We start from the raw sequence: 16,300 nt of genomic DNA, 5'->3' as shown, positions 1-16,300 counted from the left end.
GTGTAATATTTGGTTAATGTTAACAGTATGTAACAGTTATGGTAAATTTACAAGCGCACTTGACAAATCAAAATTTTATATCATATTTTTTTTTAACACCATATTTTATACTTCAAAACAATAAAAATAGCTTTATAAATTTGCAAGCTAATTTTCCATAAAACAACCTAAAAAATTAATAATTATTTGATTATAAATAATTTACAAATTAAAATAAAGCTATTTAGTGTATATTTTACACTTACATATTTTTGATCATTTCTTCGGGAACGTTACCGGGAACGTTCCCGAAATTTTCAACATATTTTACTGCCGCTCCTTATGATTTGGAATGAAATTCTGCGTGAAATCAGAAAATCGCCATTTTTTTTTGAAAAAAAAAAGCAAAATAGACCATAAAAAGCAGCTCTGTTTTTTCGTTAAAAAGTATCGTTTTTTGGATGCTGGATCGTTACTCTTTTTATTCAGGTTTTACCTCAGATTTCGGTCGATCTTCTCTTGATTAGTTTTGAATTAAGGACGATCTTTTCATTTGGATTTACCGAGGATGGATCTTCTAGCATTTTAAACAAAAGCAAGGCTGCTTCGACACCAATTTTTGTAGCCGGCTGTGTAACTGTTGTTAATGAAGGGTTCAATAAAGGAGCAATCTCCAAACTAGAAAAGCCTATTACTTTGAGCTCCTCAGGAACAGAAATTTTTAAATCATAACAAGCGTAATAGGTTGCAAATGCAAGGCGCTCAACGGAAGTAAAAACACCGTCGGGTTTTAACTGTGTAAGTACCTTTTTCAAAATCACATTATTTTTTGGGTAGCTGTTTGTACAATCAATTATAAGGTCTTCATCGTAAGGTATCTTATATTTTACTAATGCATCTATATATCCCTGCATCCTAAATTTACCTATAGAAAGGTTTTTATTGATAACCAGATAAGCTATACGGGTACATCCTTGCTTAATCAAATGTTGGGTAGCAGAAAAACTACTGTCATAATCATTAGTAATTACTCTGGGTGTAATAATATCTTCGTAAACACGATCAAAGAAAACAAGAGGTAAACGTTTTTGCGTAAGCTCATTTAAATAATTATGGTCATTAGCCTCACCTGAAACAGACATTATAATTCCATCTGCCCTCCCATTATGTAAATGTCTGATAAAAGATACTTCTTTTTGGTAATCGTCATCTGTAGCATAGATCAGAATGTGGTAGCCCTTTTCTCTTGCTACACGCTCTATTCCATGTATAGCCTGAGAGAAAAAGTTATTTGCCATCTCAGGAACAATTACTGCAATAGTTCTGCTTCGCTGCTCTCTTAAATTGCTGGCATGGTGATTAGGCTGATAATTTAGCTCCTTTGCCATCGTTAATATCCGCTCTTTCGTCTCTTTACTAATATCGCTATTATCTCTAAAAGCTCTTGAAACTGTTGAAGTTGATAAATTTAGTGCCTTAGCTAATTGCTTTATATTAACGTTATCCATCCAATTTTAATGATTTATATAGAATCACTAATTCACGGTAAATATAGATGAAAATCTAAACTCATAGTATTAACGTAATTAAATAATATAACGTTTACACCATGTCTGCATATTTATGGTACATTAGCTGAATATCATAGGGATATAGACAATATTAAGAAGAGGGAGAACAATTCATGACGAAAAAGGTCAAGTTTACTAATGCCAATAAATCTGCATTTTATGCAACTGTACGTTCAAGAGTTGATGCTTACTTTACTGAAAACAATGTTTCTACCTATGCAAATGGACAAATGTGGTTTAAGGCTTATTTTTTTCTTACAGGTCTTGTAGGTACTTATTTATTAATTCTTACCGCTAGTTTAAGCCTCCCTATTATGCTTTTACTAGCTATTATTTTAGGTATGTTTGGTGCTTTTGTCGGGTTTAATGTTTGTCATGATGCCATCCACAAGGCACTTTCACCTCACTTGGCAGTTAATAAAATCTTCAGTTTTGTTTTTAATCTAATTGGTGCAAGCCCATATGTTTGGAATATATGCCACAATATTGTACATCATACCTATACCAATATTGCAGGACATGATGAAGATATTGATGTGGCGCCAGGTCTAATTCGTTTTTCAGATGCTGAAACTGTTAATAGAGTTCAGCGTTATCAACATTTTTATGCATTTGTACTTTACAGCTTTGCTATGCTATCTTGGGTATTTAGAAAGGACTATAAAAAATTCTTTCAAAAGAAAATAGGTGAGCATGTTTTAACACACCCAAAAATTGAATATTTTAAGCTTTTTTTTTACAAAGGAATCTATTATTTCCTATTTATAGTCCTACCGTTAATAATACTTGACGTCACCTGGTGGCAATTTCTAATTGGGTTTTTAGCAATGCAATTTTCACAGGGACTTGTATTAGGCCTTGTTTTTCAATTAGCGCATGTGGTTGAAGGCACAAGCTTTCCAAATCCGGATACCCATGGCAATATTGAAGAGGCCTGGGCTGAGCATCAAATGAGAACAACAGCCAACTTTGCAACAGACAGTAAATTAACTAGCTTTCTATGCGGAGGATTAAATAGACAAATAGAACACCATCTTTTTCCTAAAGTATGCCATATACATTATCCTGCCATTGGTGGGATTGTTAAGGAAACCGCAGCAGAATTTGGATTACCTTACATCGAAAGTTCCACTTTTGGCGCAGCATTGGTATCCCATTACAAGACACTTCGCAAATTGGGAAAAGAAACTTATGCTGAAAACAAATACATTAATAAATCTTCCTGCTTATTTACACGGAAAGTGTCTGCAGCATATCTATAGCATACTTTAATGTGGCTATATCGTAACCTTTAGTTTTAAATAAGTGGGAATCGTCATTCCGAAGCAAATTCAGAATGACGATATTATCCTATAGTAAGTATACCTTAAACAGTTATTTCTTTCTTATACTCAGTTCCAAAACGATCCTTAACTACCACTCTAACCCTTTTTACAGATGGTTTAAAATGAGCAACAAATAAGTGATCAGTCTGGTTTGGTTCAACAAACTTTCTCGGATTCGGCAATTCAGGTCCCTTGTAAAGTTCAATTGCCATAGGATCAAGGCCCAATTGATGCTCCATTAAGCCTAGAGTCTCTCCATCAAGATAATAACTTACAGTCCATTGAGGATCCCAATTCCACACATTCACAATCAATCGCATCTGATCTGTAAGTTTATCCACATACAATCGCATTTGTTCGTTTCTATCTTCTCCGGTAGCTTTATAATACCACTTTAACTGATTCCCTTCAACATTGTATACCCCATACCCCCTGGGTGTTCCGTCTCCACAGATCGGGCCAGTCCACCATGCTCCGCATACCGCTCCATGATTATGTTCAAAGATGCCATTGGAAATGTTATTAGCATTCACATGGGTGTGCCCAGACATAATGTGTACATTATCATATTCTTTTAAAAGAGCATAAAAATCAGTATTATTTTTCACTTGGTTATAAACCGGTATATGGAGGTTGATAATTAACAAACTGTCTTTAGATACCTGTTTAAGATCTTTCTCTAACCAGTTGAGCTGATCTTCTGTTATGAAACCATCGTATTCCCTCTCATTGCCCAGATAACGCACATCGTCCAGTACAACGTAATGTGCCTGTCCCCGATTAAATGAATAATAGGTTGGCCCATACATTTCCTTGAAGGTTTTATCCGAAGTTTCATCTCCTCCCATACGGTAATCCATATCATGGTTTCCTAGTGCCTGAAAAAACGGAATGTTCATCTGGCTCACCGCTTCATTATAATTTTTGAACAGTGTAAGATCGTCCCATACCAGATCACCTACACCGATGCCATGAACTAGGGTATCTTTTGGAAAAGACGCAATCAGCTGCTGAACATCAGGCACAGTAGTGTTCATCATCTGCGCCACATCCTTTTTATTCTTAACCTGAGGATCTGCCCAAATGATAAAAGTATGTTTATCATCTTTTACCTTTAGCGGTTGCAACACGAAATCATATTCATTTTTGCTGCCCAACTTCTCATATTGTCTGGCAACATTATAATCAGTTTTAAATTCATATCCTGAAGGGGTACTCATAAAGATACTGCTGGCTCTTTCATGAGGTGTAATCGAATAATTTCCACTTGAATCTGTAAGCACCACCGAAAATCCATCAGAAACAGCAACATTAGCAATTCCCTTCTTTCCCGAACTTACTTTGCCGCTTATAGTTTTATTTCGCTTTAAATTATCAAAAGCGCTTGATTTTAGTGTAATAAAGGCACAGCCCGTAATTAAGCCAAAGCTTTGTATAAAGGATCTTCTATTCATCTTCTATTTCAATCATTATAATTCAATTGGCTATTTATTTGATTACTGTAGATGGATAACCTTCAGGATTTTCTTCCGAGGGTCCTGGAAACACTCCTTCAATTTCACTAAGTGCTGAAGTTTTAGTTAATTCTATTGCAACCTGACGTCTTGCTTTCATCCATTTTCCTAATGCAACATCATAGATACCCCCTAACTTATTAAAGTAACCCTTATCGGCTTCAGTATAAATAAAATTCATCGTGTTTGTGCCACTGAGGTAAAAAGGAGTAGGTTTCAGATTATCTGACAAAACATCTACCTTATCATATAGGTCAGTATTGGCTACACGATAGCCCAAACCGGTTTCTGCATTGTATAAACTCCCTCCTGAACCAATAAACACAACATCTACAGGATCTGTATTCACGTCGATTTCTGTACCTTCAAAAATAGCAAAGCCTGAGGCATTGCCACTATTAGCAAATAAACCAGTGGTTTTTAGTCCGAAACCATCACCATCACTTTTTGTATAATCAAACGCCCGGATCCACTTACTACTGCTCATAGATGTAGACCCCGATCCATTGATCATTTTGCCGGCACCGCCTACATAAAAAAACTCTCCCTTGTTTACAGTTCCTGAGGTTAGGTTGAATTTAAATGTTCTTGAATTTCCAGTTGTAGCGCGACTACCAGTTGCCCAGCCTAAAGTTGGGAAGCCTGTTGGGTTCGTTGCACCGGCATTATTCGTAACAACTACAGAATAAGGTGTTACTGAAAAATCAATAAATTTAGTCGCCTTAAATTGCATATATTCATAATTTCCATCTCCACCTTTAACATCGGCCATGTAACCGGTAATAATCACCGGTGCAACCTCTGGCACTGAACTTAATGCTTTAACATCTTTTAAGGTACGTATCCGATGCTCAGGAGTAAGTTTTCCATTCACATCTTGTTTATTGAAAACAATACCGTAATAAACTGCATTAAAATTAAGATTCCCTGCATTGGCAAATGTCGCCGTAGCCTCGGTATGCAAGGTAATGTTATCAAAGCCATCATTAATAGGTTTATCCCCAGCATATGTTGCAGTGCTTTCTACTGCCGGGTCAAAACTTGCCTTTACAATAGCTACAAATGTACTTTCATAATCATTTGGATTTTCTTTGATTTTGCTACTCGCTACTCTGTTTTTTGGAATTGGCCTACCAGTTGCAATTTTCGTTATCGCACTAGAACTCACCCCGGTAATTTGCAATATACCATCTAAGCGTTTAAGCACACTACCAGCAATATTTATCTGGACCGAATCTCCAGGTGCATACTCTGCAGCTGCTGCTCCTATGGGTATAGAAATACCTCGTACCAAGCCTAGGCGTCTGTATTGTTCTATCACTAAAAGCCCCGAAGGTAGGTTATGTCCGGAGTGATCCGAAATCACAATCCCTTCTACACTTGTTGATCCAAACATATTATCTGCATTAAGGGTAAGATCTACTCCCTTATATAGATTTCTAAGATCATATATAGGAAGGTAAGAACTAACTGTTCCGCCCRGATAATTCTCTTTTTTGCATGCTAACCAGCCCAGGGTTACCGCGAGTAAAATGATGCTGTTAAATATTATTTTCTTCATGTGAGTATCTTCGATTTTTAGCTGGTCTATGGTTTTTGCCACCATACATTAGTAAATATTTCGTCTTGTCCTTGTGCAGCCACGGCAGCCTGATAATTGGTTGGATTAGCCGATTGCACATACACCGGATAAGTCATTCTGGCTGGCATTACACCTCCATTTTTCAATCCTGGTCCTTTAGGTAATACCGGATGACCTGTACGACGATATTCAAACCATTGTTGCATATCTACCAAAAACAAAGCATAATATTTTTGGATATGGATCTGCTCCATTTTTTCATCTTCCGATAGGCCGGCATTCCAGTCTATATCCGCCTCAGTTACATATTTTTTAAAAACAGCTGTCGATGGATCTGCGACGAATGTAGGTACCCAATAATTAATTGCATTAGCTATTCCTTTATTATAATAGGTCTCCGCAGATCCGCTGACCCATCCTTTCAATGCCGCTTCTGATAAGATAAATTGCAATTCAGCATAGTTCATTATTATTCCCGCTAATGGCGATTGTTGCAACGACCTTGCCCCTGCAGCCTTACCGCCTACTTCTTGATCGCTCGAGTAAAAATACGAGCGTTTAACAGCCCCGGCACCTATAGAATAACCACTTGGTACACCCGACATACCAGACCCTGTAGGGTTAATACCCAAACGGCAAACACTGTTATCACCATACGTAGAAATATCAACACGTGGATCCTGCCAATCACGAAGCCTGTTAATAAAGAAGCTGCACATAGCAGGGGTTCTGAAATCTTGAACCCTAATGCCGTTTACATAAGGGTTTACATAAGCACCTACTCCCGCTTCTCCTGTCCATTTTAATACCGCAGACTCGTTATTATTACTCATAATTGGGTATTTAGCTGCGTTAGTATCTACAATCTCCTTTATCTTAGCTATACTAGTAGGCGCAACATCAGCTTTTCCCGAAACACGGAGCAAAAGTCTTAGATATAGTGAATTTCCAAACTTGCGCCATTTGTCTATGTTTCCGTTATATACCGGATCACTTAAATTTTCAATTGAAGTGTTTTTAGCAAGCAAAATGTTAGCCTCCTCAAGTTTCTTAAACAGATCTAGGTAAATATCCTTTTGCTTATCAAAAGCAGGTTCAACAATACCATTTCTTCCTTCTCCTGCTTGTGCATAAGGTACATCGCCATAAGTATCTGTAAGCATTGAAAATACCCATACCTGACAAATAAGTGAGATACCCTGATATGATGGATTTAAATTCTCAGGTTCGCCTGCCAGATTGTATATGTCTTTAAAGTTGTTTATCTGTATGTACCAGCTATTCCATAGGTAGTCAGACCAGGTACGTCCAAATTCATACCGCATTACGGTAGCATCCCCATCACTTATGCTCACAGTCACCTGCATTAACTCGTTATTAAAATTACGATTGCGTATCATGTTTGCGCTCAAAGTATTCACAAGTGACGGTGCAAGAAGCTTTTCAGGTATAGTATTGATAATGTTAATAGGATCTGTATTTATCCCTTCAAAGTCTTTATCGCATGACGAAAGGGTAATAGTCGATAACAACAACAAACCTCCAAAAACTTTATATATGATATTTTTCATTTTTTAATAATTAAATTCCAACAACTAAATTAAATCCAAAAGTTCTGGTTGATGGAAATTGCCCAATCTCAAAACCCGTCACAATATCTGATCCGCTAAGGGTACCAAACTCCGGATCAAACATCGGCCATGGCGACCAAATAAATAGGTTACGACCATAAATACCCAATGTTACCGAGGATAATCCTGTATTTACTAACCATTTCGGATGAAATGAGTAGTTAAGGCTGGCTTCTCTGAATTTAATAAAATCTGTACTGAAAGTGCTACCCTCTGCATTCTCTGACCCCATGTGCGAACGATAATAATCATCAATATCATAAGCAATTACATCATTTGGCCGATAAGTCCCATCAGGATTCTGAATTACTCCTTTACCAATAATACCACTATACCTACCAGGAAGAGTACTGGCTAATTTGCCTTGCTCCACCATTTTATAGTTTAGCAAAGAATGCCCTACTGCACCTACCTGTGCATCAAATAGCACATTTAAACTAAATCTTTTGTAATTAAAATTATTACCAAAACTAAATTTAAATTTAGGTGTCGTATTTCCAATATAAACTACATCAGAAGTAATCTTTGCATTACCTGTTACCGGGTCATATACGATCTGCCCATCTGGCGAACGCACGTATCCTCTTCCGTAAAGGTCACCCATACTTCCACCAACCTTTGCTACAATCTGTCCCCCGGCAATCGGGCCGGTCCTTAGAATAATAGAACTGTCAGGCAAGGAAACAATTTTATTCCTATTCGCAGCAAAAGTCATATAGGTACTCCACATAAATCCACTCCGGTGTTTTATTGGAATAGCATTAAGTGCCACCTCAATACCCGAATTATTGATTTGTCCGGCGTTGATAATAGCAGTATTGTATCCCGAAGAACGGTCTACTGTACGGGTTAGGATCTGATTTTTAGTATTGCCTGCATAATATGCCACATCTAATCCCAAACGGTCACCAAAAAACCGCAAATCTGTTCCGAACTCATAAGTTGTGGTTTTTAACGGTTTCAAATTCGGATTGGGTAATGTTGATGGATTTACAAGGGCGCTATCAGGATATGTTCCGTTTGATGCCAGCGAGTAGGTATATGAAGTTCGGTAAGGTGTAGTACCTCCGCTACCCACTTGCGAAACCGACGCTCTTAACTTCGCCAGACTCACAGCTTTAGGCAATTTAAAGTAATCAGATAAAGAGAAGCTTAAGCTAGCTGAAGGATAGAAAAAGCCAACATTATCTGTCCTGTTTGGTGTGGCAAGTACACTGCTCCAATCCTTACGACCAGTGATATCCAGGTAAAGATAGTTCTTATAGCTTGTAGACAATACTCCGTAAAAGCTGTTAATTCTATACCTGCTGGTATCTGGGATTGAAACCAAGGGATACAAGTTATTTTCAAGGGTATATTCACCAGGTATCTTAAGTCCATCAGCTCTAAGATCTGTTTTGTTATATTTATTTCTTAACTGGCTCCCACCTACAGTTGCAATCATTTTCACATCCTTACTGATATTTTTATCGTACTTCAGTAAAAAATCTATATTGGTTTCCTGACCATAGATCTTCTGCTCACGATACGATCCAGTTGGAAGCCTGCTTCCCGCATCATATGGACGTTCCTGAGCACGACGCTCCGATGCCAAGTCCATTGTTGTACGCAACTGAAGGCTTAATTCATTCGTAAATTGATAACTCGCCTGCACGTTTCCAGTTAAACCATTACGACCACTTCTGTTGATGAATTCATGCGATATCGCATAAGGATTTTCAGGAAAACTGCTGAATGGATATTCAATTAACTTATTTTCGCTGCCATTAACCCAGTAGTTCTTTAACCAGTTCAGGTCCGCGCTTGGCTGCCAGAAAATGAACCAATACATTAAAGATTGGTTCCCATAACCATTACCTGGCAAATTATCACTAAACCTATTGTTGTAATTGACCTTGGCAGATATATTTAATTTAGATGTAATTTTTGAATTCAAAGACAAGGCTACTGAAGTTCGCTCCATGCCAGTTTCAGGAACAATCCAAGTATTATTCTGATTAGTAATAGATAACCGGGCTGCAGTATTTTTATAAGCACCATCCAGCGTCAATGAATTGGTTAAATTGGTACCTGTCTGGAAAAAATCACGTATCTGATTTTTGTATGGAACCCATGGTGTTCTTATTAATCCTTGTGTTTGAGTAACCGGATCATATTGATAGAACATCTGGCCATCAAAACGCGGTCCATATGCAGAGCTTGTACCACTGGTGCTTGCACCATCAGAGCTCGCTCCATAAGAATAATGAGCTGCACCATCAAGTCCCTGCCCATATTCGTATTGCAGATCAGGCCAACGATTTGGCGATTCTACCGAACCGTTAGAGGTAAATTTAATCCCTAGTCTTTTTTTCTTACTATTTCCAGATTTTGTGGTAATAATGATGGCACCATTTGCACCCCGCTGACCATACAAGGCTGCTGCGCCCGGGCCTTTTAATACCGTTACACTCTCTATGTCTTCAGGGTTAATGTCATTTACACTACTTCCATAATCCGCTGGCATGTTATCGCTTCCTGTCCCATAAACAGCGTCAGATGCGTTTGCTGTTCGCCTGCCCCCACTATTATTAATTACAACCCCATCAAGTACAATTAGGGCCTCGTTATCTCCTGTAAGATTATTTTCGCCACGAAGAATAATTTTATTGGAACCCGCCGGACCTCCGTTTGACCGTACCAGGTTTAATCCAGCAACTTTACCCGACAAAGCATCACTCCAGTTTGAAGAAACAGCATCAGTCAATTGATTACTGTCAATCTTAGTAACTGCATAACCTAAAGATTTCTCTTCTCTTTTGATTCCTAAAGCAGTAACTACAACTTCCGACAAATCATTTGAAGATGGCTTTAATGTTGCGTTTAAAGTAGTTAGGKAATTCGCTTTAATCGCAACGCTCTGTGCAATAAATTTTTCATAAGAAATAAAGCTTATTTCAACTGAATAAATACCCGGAGCAACGTTTAGGGCATATTTACCATCATCTTCTGTCTGTCCTACTACCCCGCCTACTATTCGTATAACAGCTCCCGGAAGTGCAGCGCCTGATTCATCAACCACCTTACCTGTTAGCTTTCCATTAGTTTGAGGCTTAGGTATGATAAGTATATTACTGGCACTGGATTGTTTGAAAGTAAAGGATGTACCATTTAGAAGAACGTTTAAAGTTTCTTTTACAGAACGATTTGCTTTATTGATCCTCACAATACGCTGATCATTTAATTGCGTATTGCTGTAGTTTATAGATAATCCACTTAATTTCTCCACTTGCAAGAAAGCATCTTTTAGTGTAATTCCTTGGGCTTCGAAGAAGATAGTCCTATCTATATTTGTTTGCGCCTGGGCTTTAAATATGCTGAACGAAAATTGTAAAAGCACCAGTATGGTCAACAACCATAACTTTTTCATATATTTACTTTGTTTATACTTATTTATTCTTGAGTTTAAATTTTGACTTGAATGCCTGGAATTGTTACCAGCAATTCCGGGCTATCTTTACTATACTTCAGGTAGATCTAATTCATAGTTTTTCCTCCTTTTTGATTAGCACGATATATATAAATGTTCCCGTTTTTCTTAGTATAAGTTAGGCCAGATAATACCATTAACTCGTCCATAACATTATTCAAAGGCATGTTTTTAAACTTCGCAGTTACCCTGGTATTTCCAATACCAGAATCAATAAACTCAATCCTAACACCGTAACGATGCTCCAACGATGACATAACTTCATGTATGGGTACACCATAAAAAACAAAGTGATTTTTGATCCATGAACTTACGTCTGTAGCTTCTGTGGCGTCAAAAGCATAAAGCCCGGTTATTGTGTTGATTTCAATCTGTTCATTAGGGGTCAGGTATCTAACTAAATGACTCTTTCCCTCAATGGTATTCATCACGCCCACTTTCCCACTATTTACTGTTACCGTCACTTTATGATCAGAAGCAAATGCCTTTATATTAAAAGAAGTTCCTAGTACAACTGTTGAAATCTCACCACTTTGTATAACAAAGGGCCTTCTGCGGTGCTTTACATCAAAAAATGCCTCTCCGTCCAATGAAACCGATCGCTTGTTGCCATTAAAATTCTTTCTATATTTTATTTTACTCCCCCCTGCGAGATAAATCACCGAACTATCTGGTAAAAGAATCTTAGACTGCTGACCTTCAGGATTGATAATCTCAGTATACTCTACTGCAGTACTTTCTTTATAAGAAGTGTGTTTATACCACCATAAAGACATGGAACCGACAATTAATATCGATGCAGCGTAAGCTAACCAATGTATTTTTCGGCCAACATTAACAATGTTACCTTTTTCTTCCTTTTGAATATGGATACTGATGAGCTTCCAACTAGTTGGCTCTATCTCATCAGCTTTTTTAAAGTAAGATTTTGAAGCTTCTAATATTTGCATGGTTTCCCTGAACTGCTCCTGATGATTTGGATGCAGTTCAAGCCACTCATGCAATTCGGTTAGCTCCTCATCACTGATTGTTTTTTCAAAATATGCAATTATTAACTGATAGCTATTGTCTTCCATTATACCTGTCTCTAAAATGAAAGACAGATTTTAAGCGCACAGTTACGTAGCGAAGTATATTAAAGTTATGTTAATAAATGATTAACCCCGGGAAGTAAGGTTAGTAGAATCCTTTAGCATTCTTCTTAATTCTTTTATTGATTGATATAGAGTGGTTTCTACCGTTCTTATAGAAATACCCAATACCTCTGAAATTTTCCTTTTATCAACCTGATCAATCCTGCTCATTAGCAAGATCTCCCTTTGTCTTTCAGGCAGTTTATCAATCAAACGTAGTATCTTGCTTACCGACTCCGTGCCAGACAGTATTCGAAAAGGCGTGTGGGTGTCCTCAAAAATGTGATTTTGAAAAGAAATATCTTCAATGGAATCAACCGGATCCTTTTTCTTCTGATTATAGTTTATAGAGAGGTTCCTTGCTGAAGTAAAAAGATAATTTTTAATGTTCAGGATAGAGCTATCACTTCGTCCGTCCCAAATTTTAATGAACAAGTCGGCAATGATCTCTTCTGCTGCTTCATAATCTTTAGTATAGACAGCACAAAAATGACATAATGGTTTATAATACCTATTAAAAAGAGTTTCAAGGGCTACCGAATCATTTTTTCTCAAAAGATCGGTCAATTCTTCATCTGTAAGTTTTAGATACATCCCTGGTTCTTCATTTTGCAAACAAAATTAAAGATGTAATGTTAGCCTAATGTTAAATAATCACTACTCACAGTGCCATCCAAATAGGGAATTTATTTTGAATGTGCTACTAAAGCAAATTTGGATAGTCAGAAATGATCCCATCAACATTTAAAAGTTTTAGTTTGGCAATATCCTCTTTAGTGTTAGCAGTCCAGGGAATCACCTTGATATTTGCAGCATGACATTTCTGTACAAGATCTTTATCAACTAATCTATATTCAGGGCTTAGGATAAATGGATTAAATCCAAGTTCTGCAATATTTTCCTCAAAAGTTTTCTTATTTGCTATCAGGTAAGAGGTTTTTATCTTTGGATATTTTTGATGCAAAATCTGCAGAGTTCTCTTATCAAAAGATTGAATAACTACATAGCTAGATATTCCCTTATTCTCTATCACGTCCATTAATAACTTTACAAATTTCTCGGGTTCAGGGTTTGAGATGTTATCACCCGCAGGACTGCATTTGGTTTCAATGTTATAGAACATTTGTTTTTTCCCCTTTGAATACTGTTGAACAGAATCAACCAAATCTGCTAACCGAGGGATATAAGATTTGATCTTTTTTTGTTCAGGGAAACCTGTATGCGGCTTGGTCCCCAAATCAAATACTTTAATCAAATCATAATCCATTTGATATACAACATACTTTTTCGAATCTGCCGAAGGTATTTCCTTACCTTCAGGAGTTAGCATAAACCCTGGGCTTAAATAATCGTCGTGAGTTACCACAACTTCACCATCTTTAGTTATATGCGTATCCATTTCTAAGGTTGTAACCCCAATATCTATAGCATTATGCATTGCAATAATTGTATTCTCAGGCATTAAGCCTCTGCCACCTCTATGTGCTTCAGTGCTAAATGCGGGAAATTCAGAAATTTTGTCAGAGCTGTTATTTTTGATGGTTTTACATCCAAGCAAGCACAGTAATGCTAAAGAGCTCATACAAATTATATTCTTCATTTTATCTATTTTAAAATGTTAAGGACCTCAGCAAATTTATTAATAAAGCAATTAAGCCTCTGTTAAGTATTCATTAAGCCAGAGCCCACTTTACATATTAAGATTCAATCTCACTCAATAAATATTGTTTCACCAGATTTTTGAACTCTAGGATCTGAGTTTCCACCCATTGCGTATCTCTTCCTAATTCTTTAGCCATCAAGCTGGCCACCTCTGGGGCAAGCAGTAACGCGCCTTTTGCATCAAGAAACAACAGCCGCATTCTACGAGAAAGTACATCCTCTATAGAGCGTGCCATTTCATTCCTCACCATCCAGATCACTTCTGCTTTTACGTAATCGTATCCCTTATATACAGGAACATTTAATTCTGGTTCATCTACCATCAGCGTCCTTATCCCTTCCGCATCTGCGCCATAAATCCCTAAAGCACCTTCATCAATTCCCGGAAGATAACCGTGAATCTTAACGCCTTCAGTAATACATTTGGCCGCCGGCAGCTTACCAAGCTCAATAGCCTTATTTACCACATCCATAGCCATTCTCCGATAAGTAGTCCATTTACCCCCGGTTATGGTAACGAGCCCCGATTTACTGATTATAAGCTTATGGCTTCTGGATATTTCCTTTGTACTATTGGTGTTTTTGCCTGGAGCGGCTAAAGGACGTAATCCKGCAAATGCAGCCAGCACATCAGACCGAGATGGTACCTTTTTCAGATATTTACCTGCCGTACTTAATATAAAATCAATTTCCTCGTCCAGTGGTTTAGGCTCCAAACTGTGCTCATCCAATGGCGTGTCTGTAGTACCTACAAGCACTTTCCCATGCCATGGAACAGCAAACAACACACGTCCGTCTGATGTCTTTGGAATCATTAAGGCGCTACTGCCTTGCAGAAACGACTTGTCGAGCACCACATGAGCACCCTGACTTGGTCGCACTATTGGATTACCAGAAGGCACATCCATCTTTAAAATCTCATCAACAAACACACCGGTAGCATTCACCACCACCTTAGCTTTTAACGAATAAGATTTCCTGCTTTCAAGATCAGTGAACGAAACGCCATTAACCAATTCCCCTTCCTTCACCAAACCAGTTACCTTCATGTAGTTAAGGAGAACACCTCCATACTCCGCAGTAGTCTGAGCCAAATTTAAAGCTAACCTTGCATCATCAAACTGACCGTCACTGTAACCAATACCTCCAATTAACCCATCCCGTTTTAAACCAGGAATTGCCTGCAAAACCTTATCAACAGATAGAAATGATGATTTTTTAAACCCACTTTTACCAGCAAGCAAGTCATAAAATTTTAATCCAACTAAATATTTGTATTTAGAAATCCATGAATAACATGGTATAATAAAATCCTGATCTTTCACCAAATGAGCAGCATTCTTTAAAAGCAGGCCGCGTTCATGCAGGGCCTCGTAAACTAAGGCAATATCACCTTGAGCCAAGTACCTCACACCGCCGTGGACTAACTTCGTGCTTCTGCTTGATGTTCCCTTTGCAAAATCAGACTGTTCCAAAAGCAAAGTACTGTATCCTCTGGAGGCTGCATCCAGAGCAGTTCCCAATCCCGTTGCGCCCCCACCTATAATGATAACATCCCAATCGCTTTTCCTATCAATGCGTTCAATAAATGCTGCTCTATTAAAAATCATTTCGTTTATTTTCTATTTAAGCCGCTATTATTTCATAAACTTTCGTTTAAACACACAATAACAACAAAACGAAACTAAACATAATTATTTTATAATGAAAACAAAATAATTAAAAAATTCAGACAACTATTTCTATTGCTTAGCTAACTTTACAGTTGAAAAATATCATTATATTAATAGCTCTTTATATTTTAGCTCTAATGATTAACATTGCAGAAAGACACCAATATATTTTAAATAAGATTCAAATAAACGGATCCCTCGATGTTCAAAGCTTATGCAAAGAACTCGATGTTTCGTCTGTTACAATACGGAAGGATCTGAAACTACTTGAAGATAAAAGTCTTCTTTTTAGAACCCATGGRGGGGCAACCTTAAACAATCCGTATACAGTAGATAAACCTGTAAATGAAAAAGAGCATCTTCAATCTGCAGAAAAAATCAGAATCGGAACACGCGCTGCCGAACTCATAGAAGATAACGATTCTATCATTATAGCATCTGGCACTACTGTCCTTGCACTAGCCAGATGCATTAAACCAAAAGGTTCATTAACGGTAATTACCTCAGCATTAAATGTTGCCCTTGAGCTTGTTCATCATTCAAACATAGAAGTAATTCAGCTGGGTGGATTACTAAGAAAAAGCTCATCATCCGTTACAGGCCCTTATTCTGATAATGTATTAGGAAATGTATTTTGCAGCAAATTGTTTTTAGGTGTTGATGGAATAGACCTGGAGTTTGGCCTAACTACAACAAACGCTTTTGAAGCTCACTTAAACCGACAAATGATAGATTCATCTCAAAAAATAATTGTCCTTGCC

11 protein-coding genes are annotated in these 16,300 nt (G+C 37.5%); 2 read left to right on the top strand and 9 right to left on the bottom strand.

Features of this window, described 5'->3' with window-relative positions; genetic code table 11:
* Positions 1 to 476: 476 nt before the first annotated feature.
* On the bottom strand, positions 477 to 1,487 hold the full coding sequence (locus tag AC1DG9_RS12740) for a LacI family DNA-binding transcriptional regulator (protein WP_172661542.1): 1,011 nt from the start codon (positions 1,485 to 1,487) through the stop codon (positions 477 to 479).
* A 176-nt stretch (positions 1,488 to 1,663) separates the two neighbouring features.
* Here AC1DG9_RS12740 and AC1DG9_RS12735 point away from each other — a divergent pair, with 176 nt between their 5' ends.
* Positions 1,664 to 2,812: a fatty acid desaturase family protein gene (locus tag AC1DG9_RS12735; RefSeq protein ID WP_288882037.1), complete on the top strand. Its 1,149-nt coding sequence runs from the start codon at positions 1,664 to 1,666 to the stop codon at positions 2,810 to 2,812.
* 104 nt (positions 2,813 to 2,916) lie between these two features.
* Here the strand turns inward: AC1DG9_RS12735 and AC1DG9_RS12730 are convergent, their stop codons facing one another.
* The 8 genes from AC1DG9_RS12730 to AC1DG9_RS12695 form a co-directional block, all read right to left on the bottom strand.
* On the bottom strand, positions 2,917 to 4,329 hold the full coding sequence (locus AC1DG9_RS12730; RefSeq protein WP_172661544.1) for a calcineurin-like phosphoesterase C-terminal domain-containing protein: 1,413 nt from the start codon (positions 4,327 to 4,329) through the stop codon (positions 2,917 to 2,919).
* Between the two features lie 34 nt (positions 4,330 to 4,363).
* Positions 4,364 to 5,950: a DUF5689 domain-containing protein gene (locus AC1DG9_RS12725; protein ID WP_477634709.1), complete on the bottom strand. Its 1,587-nt coding sequence runs from the start codon at positions 5,948 to 5,950 to the stop codon at positions 4,364 to 4,366.
* A 26-nt stretch (positions 5,951 to 5,976) separates the two neighbouring features.
* A complete protein-coding gene (locus tag AC1DG9_RS12720) occupies positions 5,977 to 7,542 on the bottom strand; it encodes a SusD/RagB family nutrient-binding outer membrane lipoprotein (protein ID WP_288882033.1) in 1,566 nt (521 codons plus the stop codon).
* Between the two features lie 10 nt (positions 7,543 to 7,552).
* Complete coding sequence (locus AC1DG9_RS12715; protein ID WP_477634708.1) at positions 7,553 to 11,011, bottom strand: SusC/RagA family TonB-linked outer membrane protein; 3,459 nt, start codon at positions 11,009 to 11,011, stop codon at positions 7,553 to 7,555.
* A gap of 107 nt (positions 11,012 to 11,118) precedes the next feature.
* Positions 11,119 to 12,147 (bottom strand): FecR family protein, encoded by a 1,029-nt coding sequence (locus AC1DG9_RS12710; protein WP_337717226.1) that lies wholly within the window; start codon positions 12,145 to 12,147, stop codon positions 11,119 to 11,121.
* A gap of 81 nt (positions 12,148 to 12,228) precedes the next feature.
* Positions 12,229 to 12,819, bottom strand: coding sequence for an RNA polymerase sigma factor (locus tag AC1DG9_RS12705; protein ID WP_448104821.1), 591 nt, complete (start codon positions 12,817 to 12,819; stop codon positions 12,229 to 12,231).
* An 88-nt stretch (positions 12,820 to 12,907) separates the two neighbouring features.
* The gene (locus AC1DG9_RS12700; RefSeq protein ID WP_172661550.1) at positions 12,908 to 13,804 is read right to left on the bottom strand and encodes a glycerophosphodiester phosphodiesterase family protein; all 897 of its coding nucleotides are present in this window, start codon (positions 13,802 to 13,804) and stop codon (positions 12,908 to 12,910) included.
* Between the two features lie 97 nt (positions 13,805 to 13,901).
* A complete protein-coding gene (locus AC1DG9_RS12695) occupies positions 13,902 to 15,476 on the bottom strand; it encodes a glycerol-3-phosphate dehydrogenase/oxidase (RefSeq protein ID WP_288882026.1) in 1,575 nt (524 codons plus the stop codon).
* Between the two features lie 200 nt (positions 15,477 to 15,676).
* Here AC1DG9_RS12695 and AC1DG9_RS12690 point away from each other — a divergent pair.
* Positions 15,677 to 16,300: DeoR/GlpR family DNA-binding transcription regulator (locus AC1DG9_RS12690; protein WP_477634707.1), on the top strand; the 624-nt coding region annotated here is incomplete at its 3' end.

It is taken from the genome of Pedobacter sp. 05L430 (genome assembly GCF_056397585.1).
Note: the sequence above shows the minus strand (reverse complement) of the source record. Positions and strands in the feature narration are given on the sequence as shown.